Genomic DNA, 15,578 nt, shown 5'->3' with positions numbered 1-15,578 from the left:
AAAGTGAGAGCAGGGAAATATCCCTGAATTAGGGTGGAACCGCGATTAAACCTCGTCCCTATGCAATGATGCATAGGCTTTTTTTATGGCCTGATGCAGGGAGGAAGAAAATGGCAAAGGAAAAATTAACTATTCAAGAAATGATTTTTAAACTGGAAGAATTTTGGTCTTCCAAGGGTTGCATGATTATGCCGTCGTATGACGTTGAAAAGGGCGCGGGCACGATGAGCCCCTACACCTTCCTGCGGGCCGTGGGCCCCGAGCCCTGGAAGGCGTGCTACGTTGAGCCGTCACGGCGGCCGGCTGATGGCCGCTACGGTGACAACCCCAACCGGCTGTTTCAGCACCACCAGTTTCAGGTGGTCATGAAGCCGGCCCCGGAGGACATCCAGCAGTATTATTTGGATAGCCTGCAGGTTTTGGGCATCAACGCGCTTGAGCACGATATCCGCTTCGTCGAAGATAACTGGGAGAACCCCTCAATGGGCTGTGCCGGTGTCGGCTGGGAAGTTTGGCTGGACGGCATGGAGGTCAGCCAGTTTACCTACTTCCAGGTGGTTGGCGAATTGGACGTGAAGCCGACCATGAGTGAGATCACATACGGCGTGGAGCGCCTTGCTTCCTACATCCAGGACGTCAATTCTGTTTTTGATCTGGAGTGGGGCAGCGGCGTTCCTTACCGCGACATCTTCAAGGAGGCCGAGTACGAAAACTCCAAGTATGCCTTTGAAAAGTCCAACCAGGAAGACCTAATCAAATTTTTTGACGCGTACGAAAGAACAGCCAAGGAGCTTATCGGTCTTAGCCTGGTGCAGCCGGCCTATGACTATATTCTGAAGTGTTCCCACACCTTCAACCTGCTTGACGCCCGCGGCGCGGTTTCGGTAACGGAACGTGCGGGCTACCTTGCACGCATCAGAAGCCTGGCACATAAAGTGGCGGTTTGCTACGTTGAGGAACGTGAAAAGAGGGGCTTTCCGCTGTTAAAGAACACCGAGAAGAAGAAAGCGGGGCTTGAAAATGACTAAAGATTATTTATTCGAAATCGGAACAGAAGAGATGCCGGCACACGTTGTGACGCGCAGCGTGGAGCAGCTGGCTGACCGGACCAAAAAGTTTTTAAAGGAAAACGGGCTCAAATTCAAGGGCGTTAAATCCTTCTCAACGCCGCGGCGGCTCGCTATCCTCGTCGAGAACCTGGCTGAAAAGCAGGACGACATCGATGAGGTCAAAAAGGGCCCGGCCAAGAAGATCGCGCTGGACCAGGATAAGAACTGGACCAAGGCGGCCCAGGGGTTTGTCCGCGGTCAGGGCATGACGACCGATGACATTTACTTTGAAGAGTTAAAGGGCACCGAGTACGCCTACGTGCACGTTCAAAAGGAGGGCAGGAAGGCGAGCGATATCCTGCTGGGGATGAGCGACGTTGTCAAAGCAATGACCTTCCCCACCAAGATGCGCTGGGATTCGCATGACTTTGAGTTCGTCCGGCCGGTGCACTGGCTCGTGTCGCTGTACGGCAGCGACGTTATTCCGGTTAAGGCGCTGGACGTCACGGCCGGGCGCAAAACTGCCGGGCACCGCTTCCTGGGCAACGCCGTGGTCCTGGCCAATACGGCGGACTACGAGGATGCGCTGCGCGATCAATTTGTCATCGTGGACGCAAGCAAGCGCAAGGAAATGATCGTCGACCAGATGAACAAGCTGGTTAAGAAGAACAACTGGACGATTAAGCTGGACAAGAACCTGCTTGAGGAAGTGACCAACCTGGTGGAATACCCGACCGTGTTTGCGGGCTCTTTCGATGAAAAATTCCTGCAGATGCCCCAGGAGGTCTTGATCACGTCCATGAAGGACAACCAGCGCTACTTCGAAGTCTATGATCAAAAAGGGGAGCTGATCAACCACTTCATCGCCGTGCGCAATGGCAACAAGGACTTCCTTGAGAACGTTGTTGCCGGCAATGAAAAGGTGCTGGTGGCCCGCCTGGACGACGCCCAGTTCTTCTATGATGAGGACCGCAAGTACCCCCTGAGTCACTTCGTCAAAAAACTGGACAACGTATCCTTCCACGACAAGATTGGCTCGATGTCCGAAAAGATGCAGCGTGTCCGCATCATCGGTGACCTGCTGGCTAAAAAGTGGAACCTAGACGAGGAGACTACTGCCGATTTTGACCGGGCGAGCGAACTGTACAAGTTTGACCTCGTTACCCAGATGGTCGGTGAATTCGCGGAGCTTCAGGGCGTGATGGGCATGCACTACGCGCGTCTTGCCGGTGAAAAGGAAGACGTGGCGGTTGCCATCAAGGAGCACTACATGCCGACTACATCAGAGGGCGACCTGCCCGCATCAACGGTTGGGGCGCTGTTGTCTATTGCCGACAAGCTGGACACAATCATCACGTTCTTTGCGGCCGGCATGATCCCGAGCTCGTCGAACGACCCGTACGCGCTGCGCCGCTACGCTTACGGCATTGTTCGCATTTTGCTTAACCAAAAGTGGTCGCTGGCCTTTAACGAGGTGCTGCCGGAAATCATCACTGCACTCAGCGGTCAGACACCGGCCAAACTTCCGAAGAGGGGCGAGCAGGACGAGGAAATCGCTGCTTTCATCCGGGACCGGATCAACCAGTACCTGCAGAAGAACAACTTTAAGTACGACATCATTGATGCGGTTCTTGCTTCAAGTCAGCAGGACCCGATTCAGATCCTGGCGGCGGCCAAAGTCTTGCAGCTGCATCATGATGACGAGAAGTTCAAGCCGGTAATCGAAAGCCTGATCCGCATCAACAATATTTTGAAGAAGGCCAAGTACAAGGGCAAGGACCCCGTTAACCCCGACCTGTTCACGAATACGAGCGAGAGCGACCTGGATGCGGGCATTAAGAACCTCCAGGACGTTACCAATCTGAATGAGCTCTACGATGGCTTTGTCGATTTGCAGCCGGTCGTCAACCTTTACTTCGAAACCAACATGATCATGGACAAGAATGAGGCCCTGCGCAACAACCGGCTCGCTCAGCTTAACGCAGTGGCACGACTGGCAAGCCGCTTAGGGGACTTGAGCAAACTAGTGACAAAATAAGTCTAAAAAAGCAGGTGAGAGAATGGCGGGACTAATTCCTAAGGAAACAATTGACCAGGTGCGCGAAAACGTTAATATCGTCAACGTGATAAGCCAGTACGTCGCACTCGAGAAGAAGGGCAAGGACTACGTCGGCCTTTGTCCCTTCCACCAGGAAAAGACGCCCTCCTTTACCGTTAGTGAGGGCAAGCAGTTCTTCAAGTGTTTCGGCTGCGGCAAGGGCGGCAACGTTTTTACCTTTTTGATGGAAAAGGAAAACATGACTTTTCCCGAAAGCGTGCAGAAGGCCGCCGAATTTGCTCACATTGAGATTAAGGAATTCACGCAGCAAAAAAACAAGTACACGAACGTGCTAGTTAAAATCAACGAGGAAGCAGCCGCATTCTACCACCGGGTGCTGGTTTCAACGAACGCGGGCCGGCGCGGGCTCGACTACGCGCATAGTCGGGGTCTGGACAAAGACATCATCGACCACTTCCGCCTGGGCTACGCGCCGCGCCAGAACAACCTGCTTTTGACTTATATGCGCGAACACAAGTACAAGGACGAAGACCTCAGGGCCAGCGGGTTGTTTGTCGAAGGGCGGGACGGTCAGATATTTGACCGCTTTCGCGACCGCCTGATGTTCCCCCTCGATAGCGAGGGCGGCCACGTGATCGCATTTTCGGGCCGGCGGCTGTCGAATGAGAAGACAGAGGCCAAGTACGTCAACAGCCCCGAAACAAAGATCTTTGAAAAGTCTAAGACGCTCTTTCACTTTGCCGAGGCCAAGAAGGCGGCCCGCGCCGAAGGCCACTTAATCCTGTACGAGGGCTACATGGACGTGATTGCAGCCTACAAAGCCGGGATCACGTCGGGAATTGCCTCGATGGGCACGAGCCTGACCGACCAGCAGGTATACCTGCTCCGGCGGATTACCAAAAACATTGTTATTAATTATGACGGTGACGATCCGGGCGTCCACGCCGAAGAGCGGGCGGCAAAGATGTTTGCCCAGGCCGGGGGCTTCAACATCGGCGTGGTTGTTCTGCCCGAGAAGCTGGATCCGGATGAGTACGTTAAAAAGTACGGGGCCACAAAGTACCGCGACGAGGTCAAGGGTGCGCTGACGCCGACCGACTTTTTCCTAAAGCGCCTGGCGCAAAAATACAACCTGGACAATGACCGTGAGAAGCTGGCTTACCTTGATGAGGCGATCAGGGAAATAGCCAAGCTGGCCAATCCGGTCGAACAGGATCTGTACGTAGACAGGGTGGCCCGGGAACAGAACGTGTCGCGGGATGCGCTCAAGGTTAACCTTCTGCGTTACCGCCGGCAATTCAACGCTGCCCAGCGGCACAAAGGCAATCAAGTGGGGGAGCCGGCGCCGTTTGCGCCTGGCGATATCCCACCTGAGTCCGAAGAAGAGCCGCCCTCCGGCAGCGTCAATACGGACCCGGTGCAGACAAGACTGTTATACTTGTTTATGCACTCGGAACACGCGCGGAATTATTTGCTGGACGGCAAGTTTATGTTTCCAGATCAGAATTACCAAAAGTTAGCGGAACTATGGTTAAATTTTAGTGAAGGGAAAGAAAATCCAAGCACCAGTGGTTTCTTAAATTTTATTCCTGCGGAACTTCAAGGTATAATAGTAAATGCTGAAATGACTGACATGCCCCAGGATTTTTCTGACCGTGAAATTGATGAGCAAGTGCACGCACTGGAACTGCGGCAAGTCAACGAGCAGCTGCGGAAGTTGATGAATGAATTGCAGGATGCGAAAAGAAAGACGGATACAAGTGAAATCATTACAATTACACAAAAGATTTTGCAGTTAAAGAGAATTCAGGGTTAAAGGGGGGCTTATAGTGACAGAAAAGAAGAAAACTAACGGCGAAGTGCTTTCGCTGGATAAGTTAGTCAAAGAAGTTGTCAAGGACGTCAAAAAAGACAAAGCAATTACCGAAAAAGAATTTGTTGCGCGCATGGTTGAGCCCTACGAGTTGAAGGGCAAGGCCGTCGACCAGCTGGTCCAGGAATTCGAGGACAACGGCATCAGCATCGTTGATGACAAGGGCGAGCCTTCAAAATTAGCGCTCAAAAAGCAAAAAGACGTTGAAAAGGCCGAATTAAAAGACATGTCGGCTCCGTCCAGCGTGCGGATGAACGATCCCGTGCGCATGTATTTGAAGGAGATCGGTCGGGTCCCGTTGTTAAAGGCCGACCAGGAGATAACCCTCGCCAAGCGCATCGAAAAGGGCGACGAGGAGGCCAAGCAGGAACTGGCTGAAGCCAACCTGCGGCTGGTCGTGTCGATTGCCAAGCGCTATGTCGGCCGCGGCATGTCATTCTTGGACCTTATCCAGGAGGGCAACATGGGACTCATGAAGGCCGTTGACAAGTTCGACTACAGTCTGGGCTTCAAGTTCTCGACATATGCCACCTGGTGGATTCGTCAAGCCATCACGCGTGCCATTGCCGATCAGGCGCGGACCATTCGGATCCCGGTGCACATGGTTGAAACCATCAACAAGCTGATCAGGATTCAGCGGCAATTGTTGCAGGACCTGGGCCGGGAACCAACGCCGGAAGAAATTGGCGCCGAGATGGACATGCCGACGTCTAAGGTGCGCGACATCCTGAAGATTGCCCAGGAGCCCGTTTCGCTTGAGACGCCCATAGGCGAGGAAGACGACTCCCACCTGGGTGACTTCATCAAGGACAAGGACGCAACGAGTCCCGAGCAGCACGCCTCATACGAAATGCTCAAGGAGCAGCTCGAAGAGGTCCTGGACACGTTGACCGACCGGGAAGAAAATGTCCTGCGTCTGCGCTTCGGGCTGGACGACGGACGCACGCGCACGCTGGAAGAAGTTGGCAAGGTCTTCGGCGTGACCCGCGAACGGATCAGGCAGATTGAGGCCAAGGCGCTGCGCAAATTGCGGCACCCGAGCCGGTCGAACCAGCTGCGGGACTTCCTGGATTAAGTTCCTTGCCGTAATTTAAAATTCAAAATACGCATAAAAAGGACCAACTTGTACACGAAAGTGCAGGTTGGTCCTTTTTGCTTGGGTTTAAATCGCAAGGGTAGGCCTTTAAAAGACGAAATTCTACGGCAGGTATTCCTCCACCTCCGCCTTTAACCCGTTTGCTAATTCAGTCGCCTCCCGTTGGGCTAAAATTATTTGCAAATTGCAATAAATTTAAACTGCTATAAATGTGCAAAGGTGGCACACTTTTAAATGCAGACTTGTGTTAAAGTTTAAGTAAAGAAATGTAATAAGTGTTTCTAATATTGTATTTCAATATTTATTAACTACCAGAGGAGATTTAGCATGGATTTTATTAATTTAATATTTTGGATATTGACCAAAAATAGTGATGCAGAGTAACGTCGGAACCAGACACAGTGTAAATTAATCATGTTTTGGCTTAAGCAACCAGGCTGCGTCAACAGGGTAGTACATCTTGCTAACCAGTATGCGAAATGAGGATTTTTAAATGTGCAAGGGAAAATATGGTCCCAAATTTCGGCGGATTAGAAAACAAATGAATATTAGTCTGATTGAAGCTTCCACGGGAGTGGTTTCTAAATCGGCACTTGCGCGCTGGGAAACCGGAAGCGGCGACCTAGCATGGGAAAAAGTCTTGCAGCTACTTTCAAAAAACCACATTCAGCCGGTGGAATTTATCAATCAAAAGGATTTTTCGGTTTTAGAGTTAAATATTCAAGAAATTCTGGATCCATACAACAAAAAGCAGGTTAGCCACCTAAAAAATTATGCCCTTGCAGCATGCAAGTCTTATCAACTAAATTCTGCCAGCAAAAAGGCACTATTTAAAGCCGCAATAGCTTGCAATTACTACCAAAAGCTGACTAGTGAAAAGCTCTCGCCCAAGCGTGCGCAGACAAAGATCAAATTATATTTCGCTCATATTGTTGCCGACCACAACTATTGGAGCTATGAGAACATCTACCTTCTGGGCAAGACGGCCTTACTGCTCGATGCAACGAGTATTTACAAGTTTTCCTTTCATTTAATCGACTTCGCTAAGGAAAAACGGCTTGATGAACATAGTTGGTACAGCGATGTATTGGAAAGCCTGCTTGAAGCAGATTATGCACTAATGACTAAGGATTTGGCTTATGCCCAAAAATTGCTTAAAGCAATAAGAACGGTAGAGTTTCCCGACTCTAAGCCGGTAATAAAACTGAAAATACAATTTCTGGCGGGATTGCTGCAATATATCAAAAAGGGGAATGCTGCGCTGCTAAAACGCCTCTCTTCGGGACTAAATACCCTTAGCATGGATCATCTCAAACAAGAATTTCGCAATGACCTAGCGCTAATCAAGCAGCTTTACTAAAAATAAATTCCCTAACTTGGGAATTCGGCAAGTTTTTATTTTGTCAAGTAGTATATTTAACTTATCAAGAGGATGACGGTACCGCACAAAGGCCTCTTGACTAACATCTGTACGGATATTGTTATTAATTTAGCTTTATTAGGAGGTAAAATGATGAAATTACTAAAACATAACTTTTGGGGCAAGGTAATGTTATCTGCCAGCATGCTATTAGCAGTCGGCGGGACTTCGATTGCTGCGGCAGCTGCAGATACACCTAGTGATTCAAACGCTAATGCAGAAAATACTGAAGTATCTACGAATATATCTAATGATTCAAATACCAATACAGAAGAAACCACTGATAATCCAGAAACGAGAGCTAGCGGCACCTGGACAGTCACACGTGTGAAGACGAAACCATTGGGTGAGTGGGTTATGAGTAAGAAATATCCTAATATAAAGAGGACCAATTATAATTATGCTTCATTTAATGGTGACGCTCAAACTGCAGAACTTGGTTATAAAGTACGTCTACAAAACAATAAAGGTGCATATAGATCGGATACTACTGGATTGTATAAAAATCAAACAACACATGCAGGAAATAACACTGGAATGATTGGTTTACACTATTATGGTGGTGTAAGAACTAGCTATGCTGATCCTATTGGTTCTAGTATTAAGTTTCATTTTAGCGCAGATAATAAATAATTTTTTGGTACCTAGTGTTTTACTTGAGGGGAAGATATTCCCCTTTTGTTGTTAAAGTGTGTCATTTAATTATATAGAGGTAATTCATTATTATTGTAAGAAAGGTAAAGTAATGCTAAAGCGAACCAAAAAATTCATTGTTATTGCCGTAATGCTGTATCTCCTTTTGATTACTTGGCAAGCTTTTACTGGTATCAAGGATTCTCAAGGAATTCTTCCGAGGACTGGCAAAGCATCTAATGTGTCTGTTCATTTGTTTTTTGGACTACAACCTAATGGAGGTAATGAGAGCATCATTATATCAGTTGTCATGATGATTTTAGCTTCAACTATAGGAGCTTATACCTTCATTTATTTGAAGAACAACAATATGTTTAGTGTAATTCAACAGAGAATTGGTTATAAGTCTTTTATAAAGAAAGGGGTTGTCATAACTTTTTTAGCAGGGGCTGCCTTATCTTTACTAACTAATCTTTACCAACTGGGATTAATTAACTGGTTTTATTATCCATTTGTCTTTAAAAAACTGCCCAAAATGGAAGCTTTTGGATATAGACCAGGCTACTTTTCAACTAATGAATTATTTGACCTGTGTGTATACATCATTTTGGCCGCTATCGGTTGGGGCGTCTTTGCCGTGTTAACTTTTAGTATTGGACTTTTTGTGCAAAGGAGTGCCTTTTATTTGGCACTCGGTCCAATTGTGGGCTTAGCTTTAGTATTGCTAGCTTTGTTGGGCGATATGAGCAGCCAGGTTTGGCGTACTTTTGCTTTTTCCTGGTTTTTCTATACATTAACTGCACCGGGACAATATACGTTTGTGAGTCAAGCTCCACCAATTAGTTCATCCTTTGCATTTGTCGTTGCCGTCATTATTTACCTCGCCGTTGCCGCATGCTTAATTAGTTTTTGGCATAAACGGAAGAGGAGGTTAGGCTAATTATGAGAGCTAAGCGACTGACCCGCCGTCTCATTTTAATTGGGATTTTAATCTTTGTCCTAGGAGCCGCGGGAAGTGTTTATTTGATAGCAAATAATGATCCTCAGATTATGGACTTGCCGACTTTTTATCTCTCTGCGCACCTGGTTTCTTTATATTTGCAGCCAATTGTCTTGGCCTTAATATTTAGCCAAGTACTTATTTTTCAACGTATTAATCTATTGGTTGGCGTACGGCAGAAAACAAAATGGATGACAATCCGCCTTTTTGTCCTCACCACGATTTATTGTGTTTCATTTGCAATCGGATTATTAGTGCCATATCCTTTTTCCAATTATCCTTTATTCAAGTTTGGCAACCCACTTTTTGGTACAGCACTTTTATTATTCCATTTTTTCGTACTTTTATTCTTAACTTGGCTTTTGGTAGGGGCTTATGATTCACAGCATCCATATTTCTTATTTTTTATTGCCATTATTTTAAATTTAGTATATCACTACTATATTGAGCAAATATTTATGGCTATTTACAGCAGAACATAACATAATTAGGCATATTTATGGTGGTTTTTAAGGGAGAAGTAGAATGTTACAGATAACAGGAATTAAGAAATCATTTGGCAATAAGGCGGTCTTGAAGGATGTGTCACTGACCACGCAGCCGGACCAGCTTATTCATATTTCAGGCATCAACGGCTCGGGCAAGTCCACCATCTTCAAGATTATTACCGGCCTCTTGAAAGCCGATGGCGGCAAGGTTGAACTTGGCAAGGGCGATGTGCTGGGCGCACTCATTGAGAACCCCAGCTTTCTTGAGTACGAGTCGGCCATGACCAATCTACATTTTTTGGCCAACCTCAACCACCGCTTCAACGAGGACCGTGTCCGGAAACTCATGCACTACTTTGAGCTTGACCCCGATGACACGCACGCAATCGCCAGCTACTCCGTCGGCATGCGGCAGAAGGTGGGCATCATTCAGGCGGTCATGGAAGAGCAGAACATCATCCTGCTTGATGAGCCCACGCGCGGGATTGACCAGGAGAGCATCGGTCAGTTCGTGGCGCTGCTAAATCGCCTGAAGGGGGAAGGCAGGACGGTCATCGTGGCTAGTCATGACCAGATTAGCGATATTGCCTACGACCAGCGGCTGCTATTGCACGACGGAACGCTGAGCGATGAATAAGAAGCACGCGTTCTGGGCCTATGCGGTCGTTTCCGTGCTGTTGATTGTCCTTGCCCGGCAGAATTGGCACGACTTCTACCTGTCGGTGCCGCAGATGTGGCAGCTCAGTTTTGGCTTCATCAAAGAGCCGCTGAAGCTGGCCCTACTCTGCATCAGCACCCTGTTTTTTGATTACACGTCGATCATCCTGCCGCGAAGCGAAATCAACGGCATCAGCAATTTCCTAGTCATCCGCAAGACGCGGGTTAGGGCGCTGGCGGCGGAACTGGCGCCGCGGGACTGGCAGTACCTGCTGCCGTTCATCGGCGTGCACCTGTTTGCGCTGGCACCCGGCAACTTGGGCAATTCCCTTTGGGTCTTGGCCCTAATGGTGGCTGTCTGGCTGTTTTTGCTGCTGTTTCCGACCTACCGCTGGCCGCTCTTGCTGCAGAACGTGCTCGTTTTTGCGTTTTTGCTAGGCGTGCGCCTGATTTTATACAAAGTTAATGCATGATTCAAAGAATGAATCATGCATTTTGTTATTGGCAAACGAAAAAGCGTGTTCCTGGTGCCTGACCCAATTATTTTCTTGTATTTGCTTGCGGCCGGCTTAATGCGCAGGTTGGTTTTAGAATAACTCGTCGCGCTCGCCGTCGAGGATGTGCTCGTCGATGTGTTCGTTGAAGTAGACGAAGAGGTCGCGGTCGAAGTTGTAGGCCAGCTTCTGGTGAAGCAGTTCGTCCCTGGTCATCCAGGTCAACTTGCCCTCCCTTGAGGCCTTGACGGTGCCGTGGAACTTGTCGGCGGTGTAGAAGAAGACAATGTAGCGTCGGTCGTTATCATCGTAAAACTGCTTGATTCCCGTCAGGCCTGGGTGCTCGACCGTGAGGTTGGTTTCTTCCTTGACCTCCCGCACCACCGAATCGTAGAAGGACTCGTGGCTTTCAACGTGGCCGCCGGGAAAGGTTAGACCCGGCCACGTGGGGTCATTGCGGTCCAGGACCAAGATCTGGTCATTGCGCGTAATCATGCACATGTTGGTTAAAGTAACTGGTTCTGTTCTATCCATTGGTTGTTTTTCCTCCTCAAAACATTAATTAATTATAGCGCTCTTCGGCTAGTAGTCGCCAGGGGACAATTCGCGTCCCAACCGGCCGGATATTATGCTAAAATTTACCAGTAGAAGGTAGGATTGATAAATGAATTTACGGTTAAACGAGTTGGCAGAGATGGTTGAGCCGGGCAGCCGCGTTGCCGACATCGGCACGGACCACGCATACCTGCCCATTGCGCTCGTCCAGGCGGGCAAGGTTGACTTCGCCATCGCCAGCGACATCGCGGCGGGCCCTCTGGCCAATGCCGAAGAAGACATTGCCGCCGCCGGTCTTGAAGACAAGATTAGTACCAGACTGGGTGCGGGCCTTGCGACGATTACGACGCAGGACAGGATCGACACGGTGGTCATTGCGGGCATGGGCGGCAAGCTCATGACCACGATTTTAGACGATGCATGGAACAAGGACTTCATTTTTGCGACCCTTGTGCTCGAACCCAACGTGGGCGAGTGCGGCGTGCGCAAGTGGCTGGTGGCACACAGCTACCAGATTACGGCGGAAAAGATTGTCGCCGAAGCGGGCCACGTGTACGAGCTAATCAAGGCCCAGAAGTCGCCGGCAGGAAAAGAATTGAGTCCGGCGGAACTTTATTTCGGCCCGTTTTTGCTTAGGGCCAAGGGCCCGATTTTTGAAGAGAAGTGGCGCGGCCAGCTCGCCTACCACCGCCAGCTTCTGACCAGCCTCAAAAAGGCCAAGCAGCCGGACCGGGCACACATCAAGCAGGTGGAAGAGGAGATTACGATGATTGAAGGAGTATTGCATGATTAAAGTTAAAGACGTGGTGCGGGTTCTGCGCCAGCACTTTCCAGAAGAGATAGCCAGTGCGGGCGACCCCGTCGGACTGCAAATCGGCTCGATGGACCAGCCCGTGAATAAGATCATGACCACCCTGGATGTCCGCATGCCGGTCGTTGAGGAGGCGGTCAAGCGGGGCGCCAACCTGATTATCAGTCACCACCCGTTAATGTTTCGGCCCGCAGCCAACCTCGACCTGGCCGACCCGCAGAATGCCATCTACGGCGCGGTTATCAAAAACGGCATCACCGTCTACGCGATTCACACCAATTCCGACAAGGCCCAGGACGGCTCCAGCGACTGGCAGGCCGAAGAATTAGGCTTGTCCGCTGTCGAACCCTTCTGCCTGGATGATGACGGCATCGCGATTGGCCGCAAGGGAGTTTTGCCGCACGCAATGTCGGCGCGCGACTTTGCCTACTACGTCAAGGACAAGATGGGCATCAAGATGGTGCGACTGATTGCTGCAGATAGCGCGCAGCCGATATCCCGGGTCAGCTTCATCTGCGGCGACGGCGGCAAGTACTGGCGCCAGGCACTCAAGGAGCATTGCGACGCCTTCATCACCGGCGACGTGTACTACCACACCGGCCACGACATGATTGCCGCTGGCCTAACCGTCGTTGATCCCGGTCACTACACGGAAAAATTGTTTAAGGAAAAGGTGGCCGAGAAAATGAGCGCCTGGGCCACTCAGGAGGGCTGGGACGTTCCCGTTGAGGTGTCCCAAGTTTCGACCAACCCGTTCCAGGATTTAGTTTAAGGAGAAAAATATGGAATACCCTAATTTACTACCGCGATTCATCAAGTACGTCAAAGTCAATTCCCGCTCCGACGAGCACGCAAGCCGTTTCCCGTCGACCGCTCGGGAGGAAAACTTCCAAAAGAAGGTCATTATGCCCGATTTGGAAGAGCTGGGGCTGAGCGACGTCCACTACAACCAGAAGGCGGGCTGCGTGATTGCCGAGATCCCGGCCAACATTGACGCCGACGTGCCGGTCATGGGCTTTTTGGCTCACTGCGACACGGCCGACTTTAACGGGGAAAACGTTCGCCCGCAGGTACACGAAAATTACGACGGCGAGTCCAAGATTCGGTTGGGCGACTCTGACTTTTACCTTGATCCGGCGGTCTTCCCGCACCTGAAGAACTACCGCGGCCAAACCATCATTACCGCCTCCGGCGACACGCTGCTGGGCGGCGATGACAAGTGCGGCGTCTCGGAGCTCGTCACCTTTGCGGAATACCTGCTGGCGCACCCCGAGGTCAAGCACGGCAAGATTCGCCTGGCCTTTACGCCGGACGAGGAGATCGGAACGGGCGCTGGCCACTTCGACGTTGCGGAATTTGGCGCCGACTTCGCCTTCACCGTTGACGGGGAAGCGCCGGGCAAGCTCGATTGGGGCACATTTTCGGCCGCCCAGTTTGGACTCGACATCCAGGGCGTTAACGTTCACCCGGCCGAAGCCAAGGGTCAGATGATCAATGCCATTCAGGTGGGCATCGACTTTCAGAACCAGCTGCCGCAAGACGAGGTACCGGAAAAGACGGACGGCCGCCAGGGCTTCTTTCACCTGATGAACTTTGAGGGGACCGTTGATCACGCCCACCTGGACTACATTGTCCGCGACTTCGAACGGGACGGGCTTAAGCGGCGCAAGGATGTGGTCAAGTCAATCGTTAAGAAGATGAACCAGGAGTTTGGCACCGAGCGGCTAACGCTAAAGATGTGGGACCAGTACTACAACATGGCCGATGAGCTCGCCAAGCGGATGGACATCGTTGACCTGGCGCGGGCCGCCTACAAGGCCGAAGGCCTGACGATCAACGAGGAGCCCGTCCGCGGCGGCACCGACGGTTCCCAATTGACCTACATGGGACTGCCGTGCCCCAACATATTTGCGGGCGAGGAAAACATGCACGGGCGCTACGAGTATACGGTCCTGGAATCAATGTACAAGGCCGTGGACGTTATGATCAGAATGGTGCAGATGAATGCGACGAAATCCTCAAAGTGAAACAAAAACGCACATAATTTAACTTTTGCGAGAAAATAATTAGAGAGCAAGAATGCCGGTGAATAAGGCTAAGTCTGCCTGTGCCCGCCTTTTTAAAATTATGCACAATTAGTCTAAGAAATTAAGATAGCCCTAAAAATCGCTGCCATAAGCGGCTTTTGGGGCTATTTTGCTTGTCTCGGGACAAATGCTCCAATACGTGGAACAGTGAAATTTTCTTGAAGAATGTTTAAGGTGGCGCGTGCAATTACGGGCCCGCACTGATTAAAAAGATTGCACAAAGGCACAAACTGCGTTATCATAGTTGTGTATTAGAGATATAATACAGTAAAAAGGATGGTGAACTTGTGGAATTCAAGGATAACATTCCCATTTATCTACAGATCGAGCAGTATCTTTACCGGCAAATCGTTACCGGCAAGCTGCAGCCCGGCAAGAAGATTCCTTCCGTGCGTGAGTTGGCGCTGCAGCTGACGGTAAACGTCAATACGGTTCAAAGGGCGCTGCAGCAGATGAATATTGAGGGAATTCTATATACTAAACGCGGCGAGGGCAACTTCGTCACGGAGGACACGGAATTGCTTGAAAAAACTAAGCGGGGACTAATCAACGATGAATTAGCCAAGTTCGTGCAAAGCATGAATGCCTTAGGCGTCACGGATGAACAGATCCAGACGATTTTAAGCAAGTATTTGAATTAGGAGCATTATTATGACTGATCTTTTAGAAATTAAGGATTTGACCTACAAGAAAAATCAGAAAACAATCTTGCGGGATATAAATCTGGCGCTGCAGCCGGGCAGAATTGTCGCTCTTTTGGGTGAAAACGGGGCCGGGAAGACTACGCTCATGCGCATCATTGCCGGTATTGCGAAAAACTACCGCGGCAGCGTTGCCGTCAGCGGCCTCTTCAAGGAAGCGGAGCGCAAGGCCCACCTGTCCTTCACGGATGGCCTGACCGGCTTTAACAATTCAACCAAAATCAAGAACATCGTTAAGTTCTATGAAGTCATTTACGAGGACTTTGACAAAGAAGAATTTGAACAATTGCGGCAGTTCATGAAGCTGGATGAAGAGATGCGGCTGTCGCAGATGTCCAAGGGGATGCGGGAAAAACTGGTGATTGCCCTGACCTTCGCCCGCAAAGCCGACCTTTACCTGCTCGACGAGCCCTTTTCCGGCATCGACGCGATGGCCCGCAAGAAGATCATCAACTCGATTATCCTGTGGAAGGAAGAAAAGGCCACAATCCTGATTTCAGACCACTTTGTCAATGAAATTGCCAATTTGCTTGATGAGGTGGTCATCATCAAGGACAACACGATTTATGCGCACAAGTCCACCGAGGAGATCAGGGCGAATAACGTTAGTGTTGAGGATTACTACGAGGGGCTTTACCAAAGGGACGGTGAATAA

The 15,578-nt window shown here is 49.9% G+C and carries 16 protein-coding genes; 15 read left to right on the top strand and 1 reads right to left on the bottom strand.

Features of this window, described 5'->3' with window-relative positions:
* Nucleotides 1–110: 110 nt before the first annotated feature.
* From glyQ to AC2JF8_RS02230, 10 genes are all read left to right on the top strand, one after another.
* The gene (gene glyQ, locus AC2JF8_RS02275) at nt 111–1,028 is read left to right on the top strand and encodes a glycine--tRNA ligase subunit alpha (RefSeq protein WP_500760703.1); all 918 of its coding nucleotides are present in this window, start codon (nt 111–113) and stop codon (nt 1,026–1,028) included.
* Nucleotides 1,021–3,087: a glycine--tRNA ligase subunit beta gene (gene glyS, locus AC2JF8_RS02270; protein WP_500760700.1), complete on the top strand. Its 2,067-nt coding sequence runs from the start codon at nt 1,021–1,023 to the stop codon at nt 3,085–3,087. The genes glyQ and glyS overlap by 8 nt, the downstream gene beginning before the upstream one ends.
* Nucleotides 3,088–3,109: 22 nt before the next feature.
* The gene (gene dnaG / locus AC2JF8_RS02265; RefSeq protein ID WP_500760698.1) at nt 3,110–4,924 is read left to right on the top strand and encodes a DNA primase; all 1,815 of its coding nucleotides are present in this window, start codon (nt 3,110–3,112) and stop codon (nt 4,922–4,924) included.
* A 13-nt stretch (nt 4,925–4,937) separates the two neighbouring features.
* Nucleotides 4,938–6,056, top strand: a complete 1,119-nt coding sequence (gene rpoD / locus AC2JF8_RS02260) for an RNA polymerase sigma factor RpoD (protein WP_500728837.1) — start codon at nt 4,938–4,940, stop codon at nt 6,054–6,056.
* Nucleotides 6,057–6,570: 514 nt separating this feature from the next.
* Nucleotides 6,571–7,437 carry a helix-turn-helix domain-containing protein gene (locus AC2JF8_RS02255; protein ID WP_500760695.1) on the top strand — a complete coding sequence of 289 codons (867 nt, stop codon included), beginning with the start codon at nt 6,571–6,573 and terminating at the stop codon, nt 7,435–7,437.
* A gap of 150 nt (nt 7,438–7,587) precedes the next feature.
* Nucleotides 7,588–8,130 carry a hypothetical protein gene (locus AC2JF8_RS02250; protein WP_500760692.1) on the top strand — a complete coding sequence of 181 codons (543 nt, stop codon included), beginning with the start codon at nt 7,588–7,590 and terminating at the stop codon, nt 8,128–8,130.
* A gap of 112 nt (nt 8,131–8,242) precedes the next feature.
* The gene (locus tag AC2JF8_RS02245; protein ID WP_500760689.1) at nt 8,243–9,070 is read left to right on the top strand and encodes a hypothetical protein; all 828 of its coding nucleotides are present in this window, start codon (nt 8,243–8,245) and stop codon (nt 9,068–9,070) included.
* Nucleotides 9,071–9,072: 2 nt separating this feature from the next.
* Complete coding sequence (locus AC2JF8_RS02240) at nt 9,073–9,612, top strand: hypothetical protein (protein ID WP_500760686.1); 540 nt, start codon at nt 9,073–9,075, stop codon at nt 9,610–9,612.
* A 43-nt stretch (nt 9,613–9,655) separates the two neighbouring features.
* Nucleotides 9,656–10,255: an ATP-binding cassette domain-containing protein gene (locus tag AC2JF8_RS02235; protein WP_500760684.1), complete on the top strand. Its 600-nt coding sequence runs from the start codon at nt 9,656–9,658 to the stop codon at nt 10,253–10,255.
* Complete coding sequence (locus tag AC2JF8_RS02230; RefSeq protein ID WP_500760682.1) at nt 10,248–10,748, top strand: hypothetical protein; 501 nt, start codon at nt 10,248–10,250, stop codon at nt 10,746–10,748. Before AC2JF8_RS02235 ends, AC2JF8_RS02230 begins: the two co-directional genes overlap by 8 nt.
* 114 nt (nt 10,749–10,862) lie before the next feature.
* Here the strand turns inward: AC2JF8_RS02230 and AC2JF8_RS02225 are convergent, their stop codons facing one another.
* On the bottom strand, nt 10,863–11,303 hold the full coding sequence (locus AC2JF8_RS02225) for an 8-oxo-dGTP diphosphatase (RefSeq protein WP_500760679.1): 441 nt from the start codon (nt 11,301–11,303) through the stop codon (nt 10,863–10,865).
* Between the two features lie 130 nt (nt 11,304–11,433).
* On the opposite strand from AC2JF8_RS02225, the gene AC2JF8_RS02220 reads away from it, so the two are divergent.
* The 5 genes from AC2JF8_RS02220 to AC2JF8_RS02200 all read left to right on the top strand — a co-directional run bounded on the left by AC2JF8_RS02220 (nt 11,434) and on the right by AC2JF8_RS02200 (nt 15,578).
* The gene (locus tag AC2JF8_RS02220) at nt 11,434–12,117 is read left to right on the top strand and encodes a tRNA (adenine(22)-N(1))-methyltransferase (RefSeq protein ID WP_500760677.1); all 684 of its coding nucleotides are present in this window, start codon (nt 11,434–11,436) and stop codon (nt 12,115–12,117) included.
* Nucleotides 12,110–12,907: a Nif3-like dinuclear metal center hexameric protein gene (locus AC2JF8_RS02215; RefSeq protein WP_500760675.1), complete on the top strand. Its 798-nt coding sequence runs from the start codon at nt 12,110–12,112 to the stop codon at nt 12,905–12,907. The genes AC2JF8_RS02220 and AC2JF8_RS02215 overlap by 8 nt, the downstream gene beginning before the upstream one ends.
* Nucleotides 12,908–12,917: 10 nt before the next feature.
* The gene (gene pepT, locus AC2JF8_RS02210) at nt 12,918–14,162 is read left to right on the top strand and encodes a peptidase T (protein WP_500760672.1); all 1,245 of its coding nucleotides are present in this window, start codon (nt 12,918–12,920) and stop codon (nt 14,160–14,162) included.
* 347 nt (nt 14,163–14,509) lie between these two features.
* Nucleotides 14,510–14,863: a GntR family transcriptional regulator gene (locus AC2JF8_RS02205; protein WP_500728823.1), complete on the top strand. Its 354-nt coding sequence runs from the start codon at nt 14,510–14,512 to the stop codon at nt 14,861–14,863.
* Between the two features lie 10 nt (nt 14,864–14,873).
* Nucleotides 14,874–15,578 (top strand): ABC transporter ATP-binding protein, encoded by a 705-nt coding sequence (locus AC2JF8_RS02200; RefSeq protein ID WP_500728822.1) that lies wholly within the window; start codon nt 14,874–14,876, stop codon nt 15,576–15,578.

The organism is Lactobacillus sp. CA30L (assembly GCF_059900845.1).
The sequence above is the reverse complement of the archived record's forward strand: the minus strand, read 5'-3'. Positions and strand labels throughout refer to the sequence as shown.

Bases quoted from the DNA above. Each gene is read 5' to 3' on its own strand.
- glyQ (WP_500760703.1), top strand. From the start codon at position 111: ATGGCAAAGGAAAAATTAACTATTCAAGAAATGATTTTTAAACTGGAA.
- glyS (WP_500760700.1), top strand. From the start codon at position 1,021: ATGACTAAAGATTATTTATTCGAAATCGGAACAGAAGAGATGCCGGCA.
- dnaG (WP_500760698.1), top strand. From the start codon at position 3,110: ATGGCGGGACTAATTCCTAAGGAAACAATTGACCAGGTGCGCGAAAAC.
- AC2JF8_RS02255 (WP_500760695.1), top strand. From the start codon at position 6,571: ATGTGCAAGGGAAAATATGGTCCCAAATTTCGGCGGATTAGAAAACAA.
- AC2JF8_RS02250 (WP_500760692.1), top strand. From the start codon at position 7,588: ATGATGAAATTACTAAAACATAACTTTTGGGGCAAGGTAATGTTATCT.
- AC2JF8_RS02245 (WP_500760689.1), top strand. From the start codon at position 8,243: ATGCTAAAGCGAACCAAAAAATTCATTGTTATTGCCGTAATGCTGTAT.
- AC2JF8_RS02240 (WP_500760686.1), top strand. From the start codon at position 9,073: ATGAGAGCTAAGCGACTGACCCGCCGTCTCATTTTAATTGGGATTTTA.
- AC2JF8_RS02235 (WP_500760684.1), top strand. From the start codon at position 9,656: ATGTTACAGATAACAGGAATTAAGAAATCATTTGGCAATAAGGCGGTC.
- AC2JF8_RS02230 (WP_500760682.1), top strand. From the start codon at position 10,248: ATGAATAAGAAGCACGCGTTCTGGGCCTATGCGGTCGTTTCCGTGCTG.
- AC2JF8_RS02225 (WP_500760679.1), bottom strand. From the start codon at position 11,303: ATGGATAGAACAGAACCAGTTACTTTAACCAACATGTGCATGATTACG.
- AC2JF8_RS02220 (WP_500760677.1), top strand. From the start codon at position 11,434: ATGAATTTACGGTTAAACGAGTTGGCAGAGATGGTTGAGCCGGGCAGC.
- AC2JF8_RS02215 (WP_500760675.1), top strand. From the start codon at position 12,110: ATGATTAAAGTTAAAGACGTGGTGCGGGTTCTGCGCCAGCACTTTCCA.
- pepT (WP_500760672.1), top strand. From the start codon at position 12,918: ATGGAATACCCTAATTTACTACCGCGATTCATCAAGTACGTCAAAGTC.
- AC2JF8_RS02200 (WP_500728822.1), top strand. From the start codon at position 14,874: ATGACTGATCTTTTAGAAATTAAGGATTTGACCTACAAGAAAAATCAG.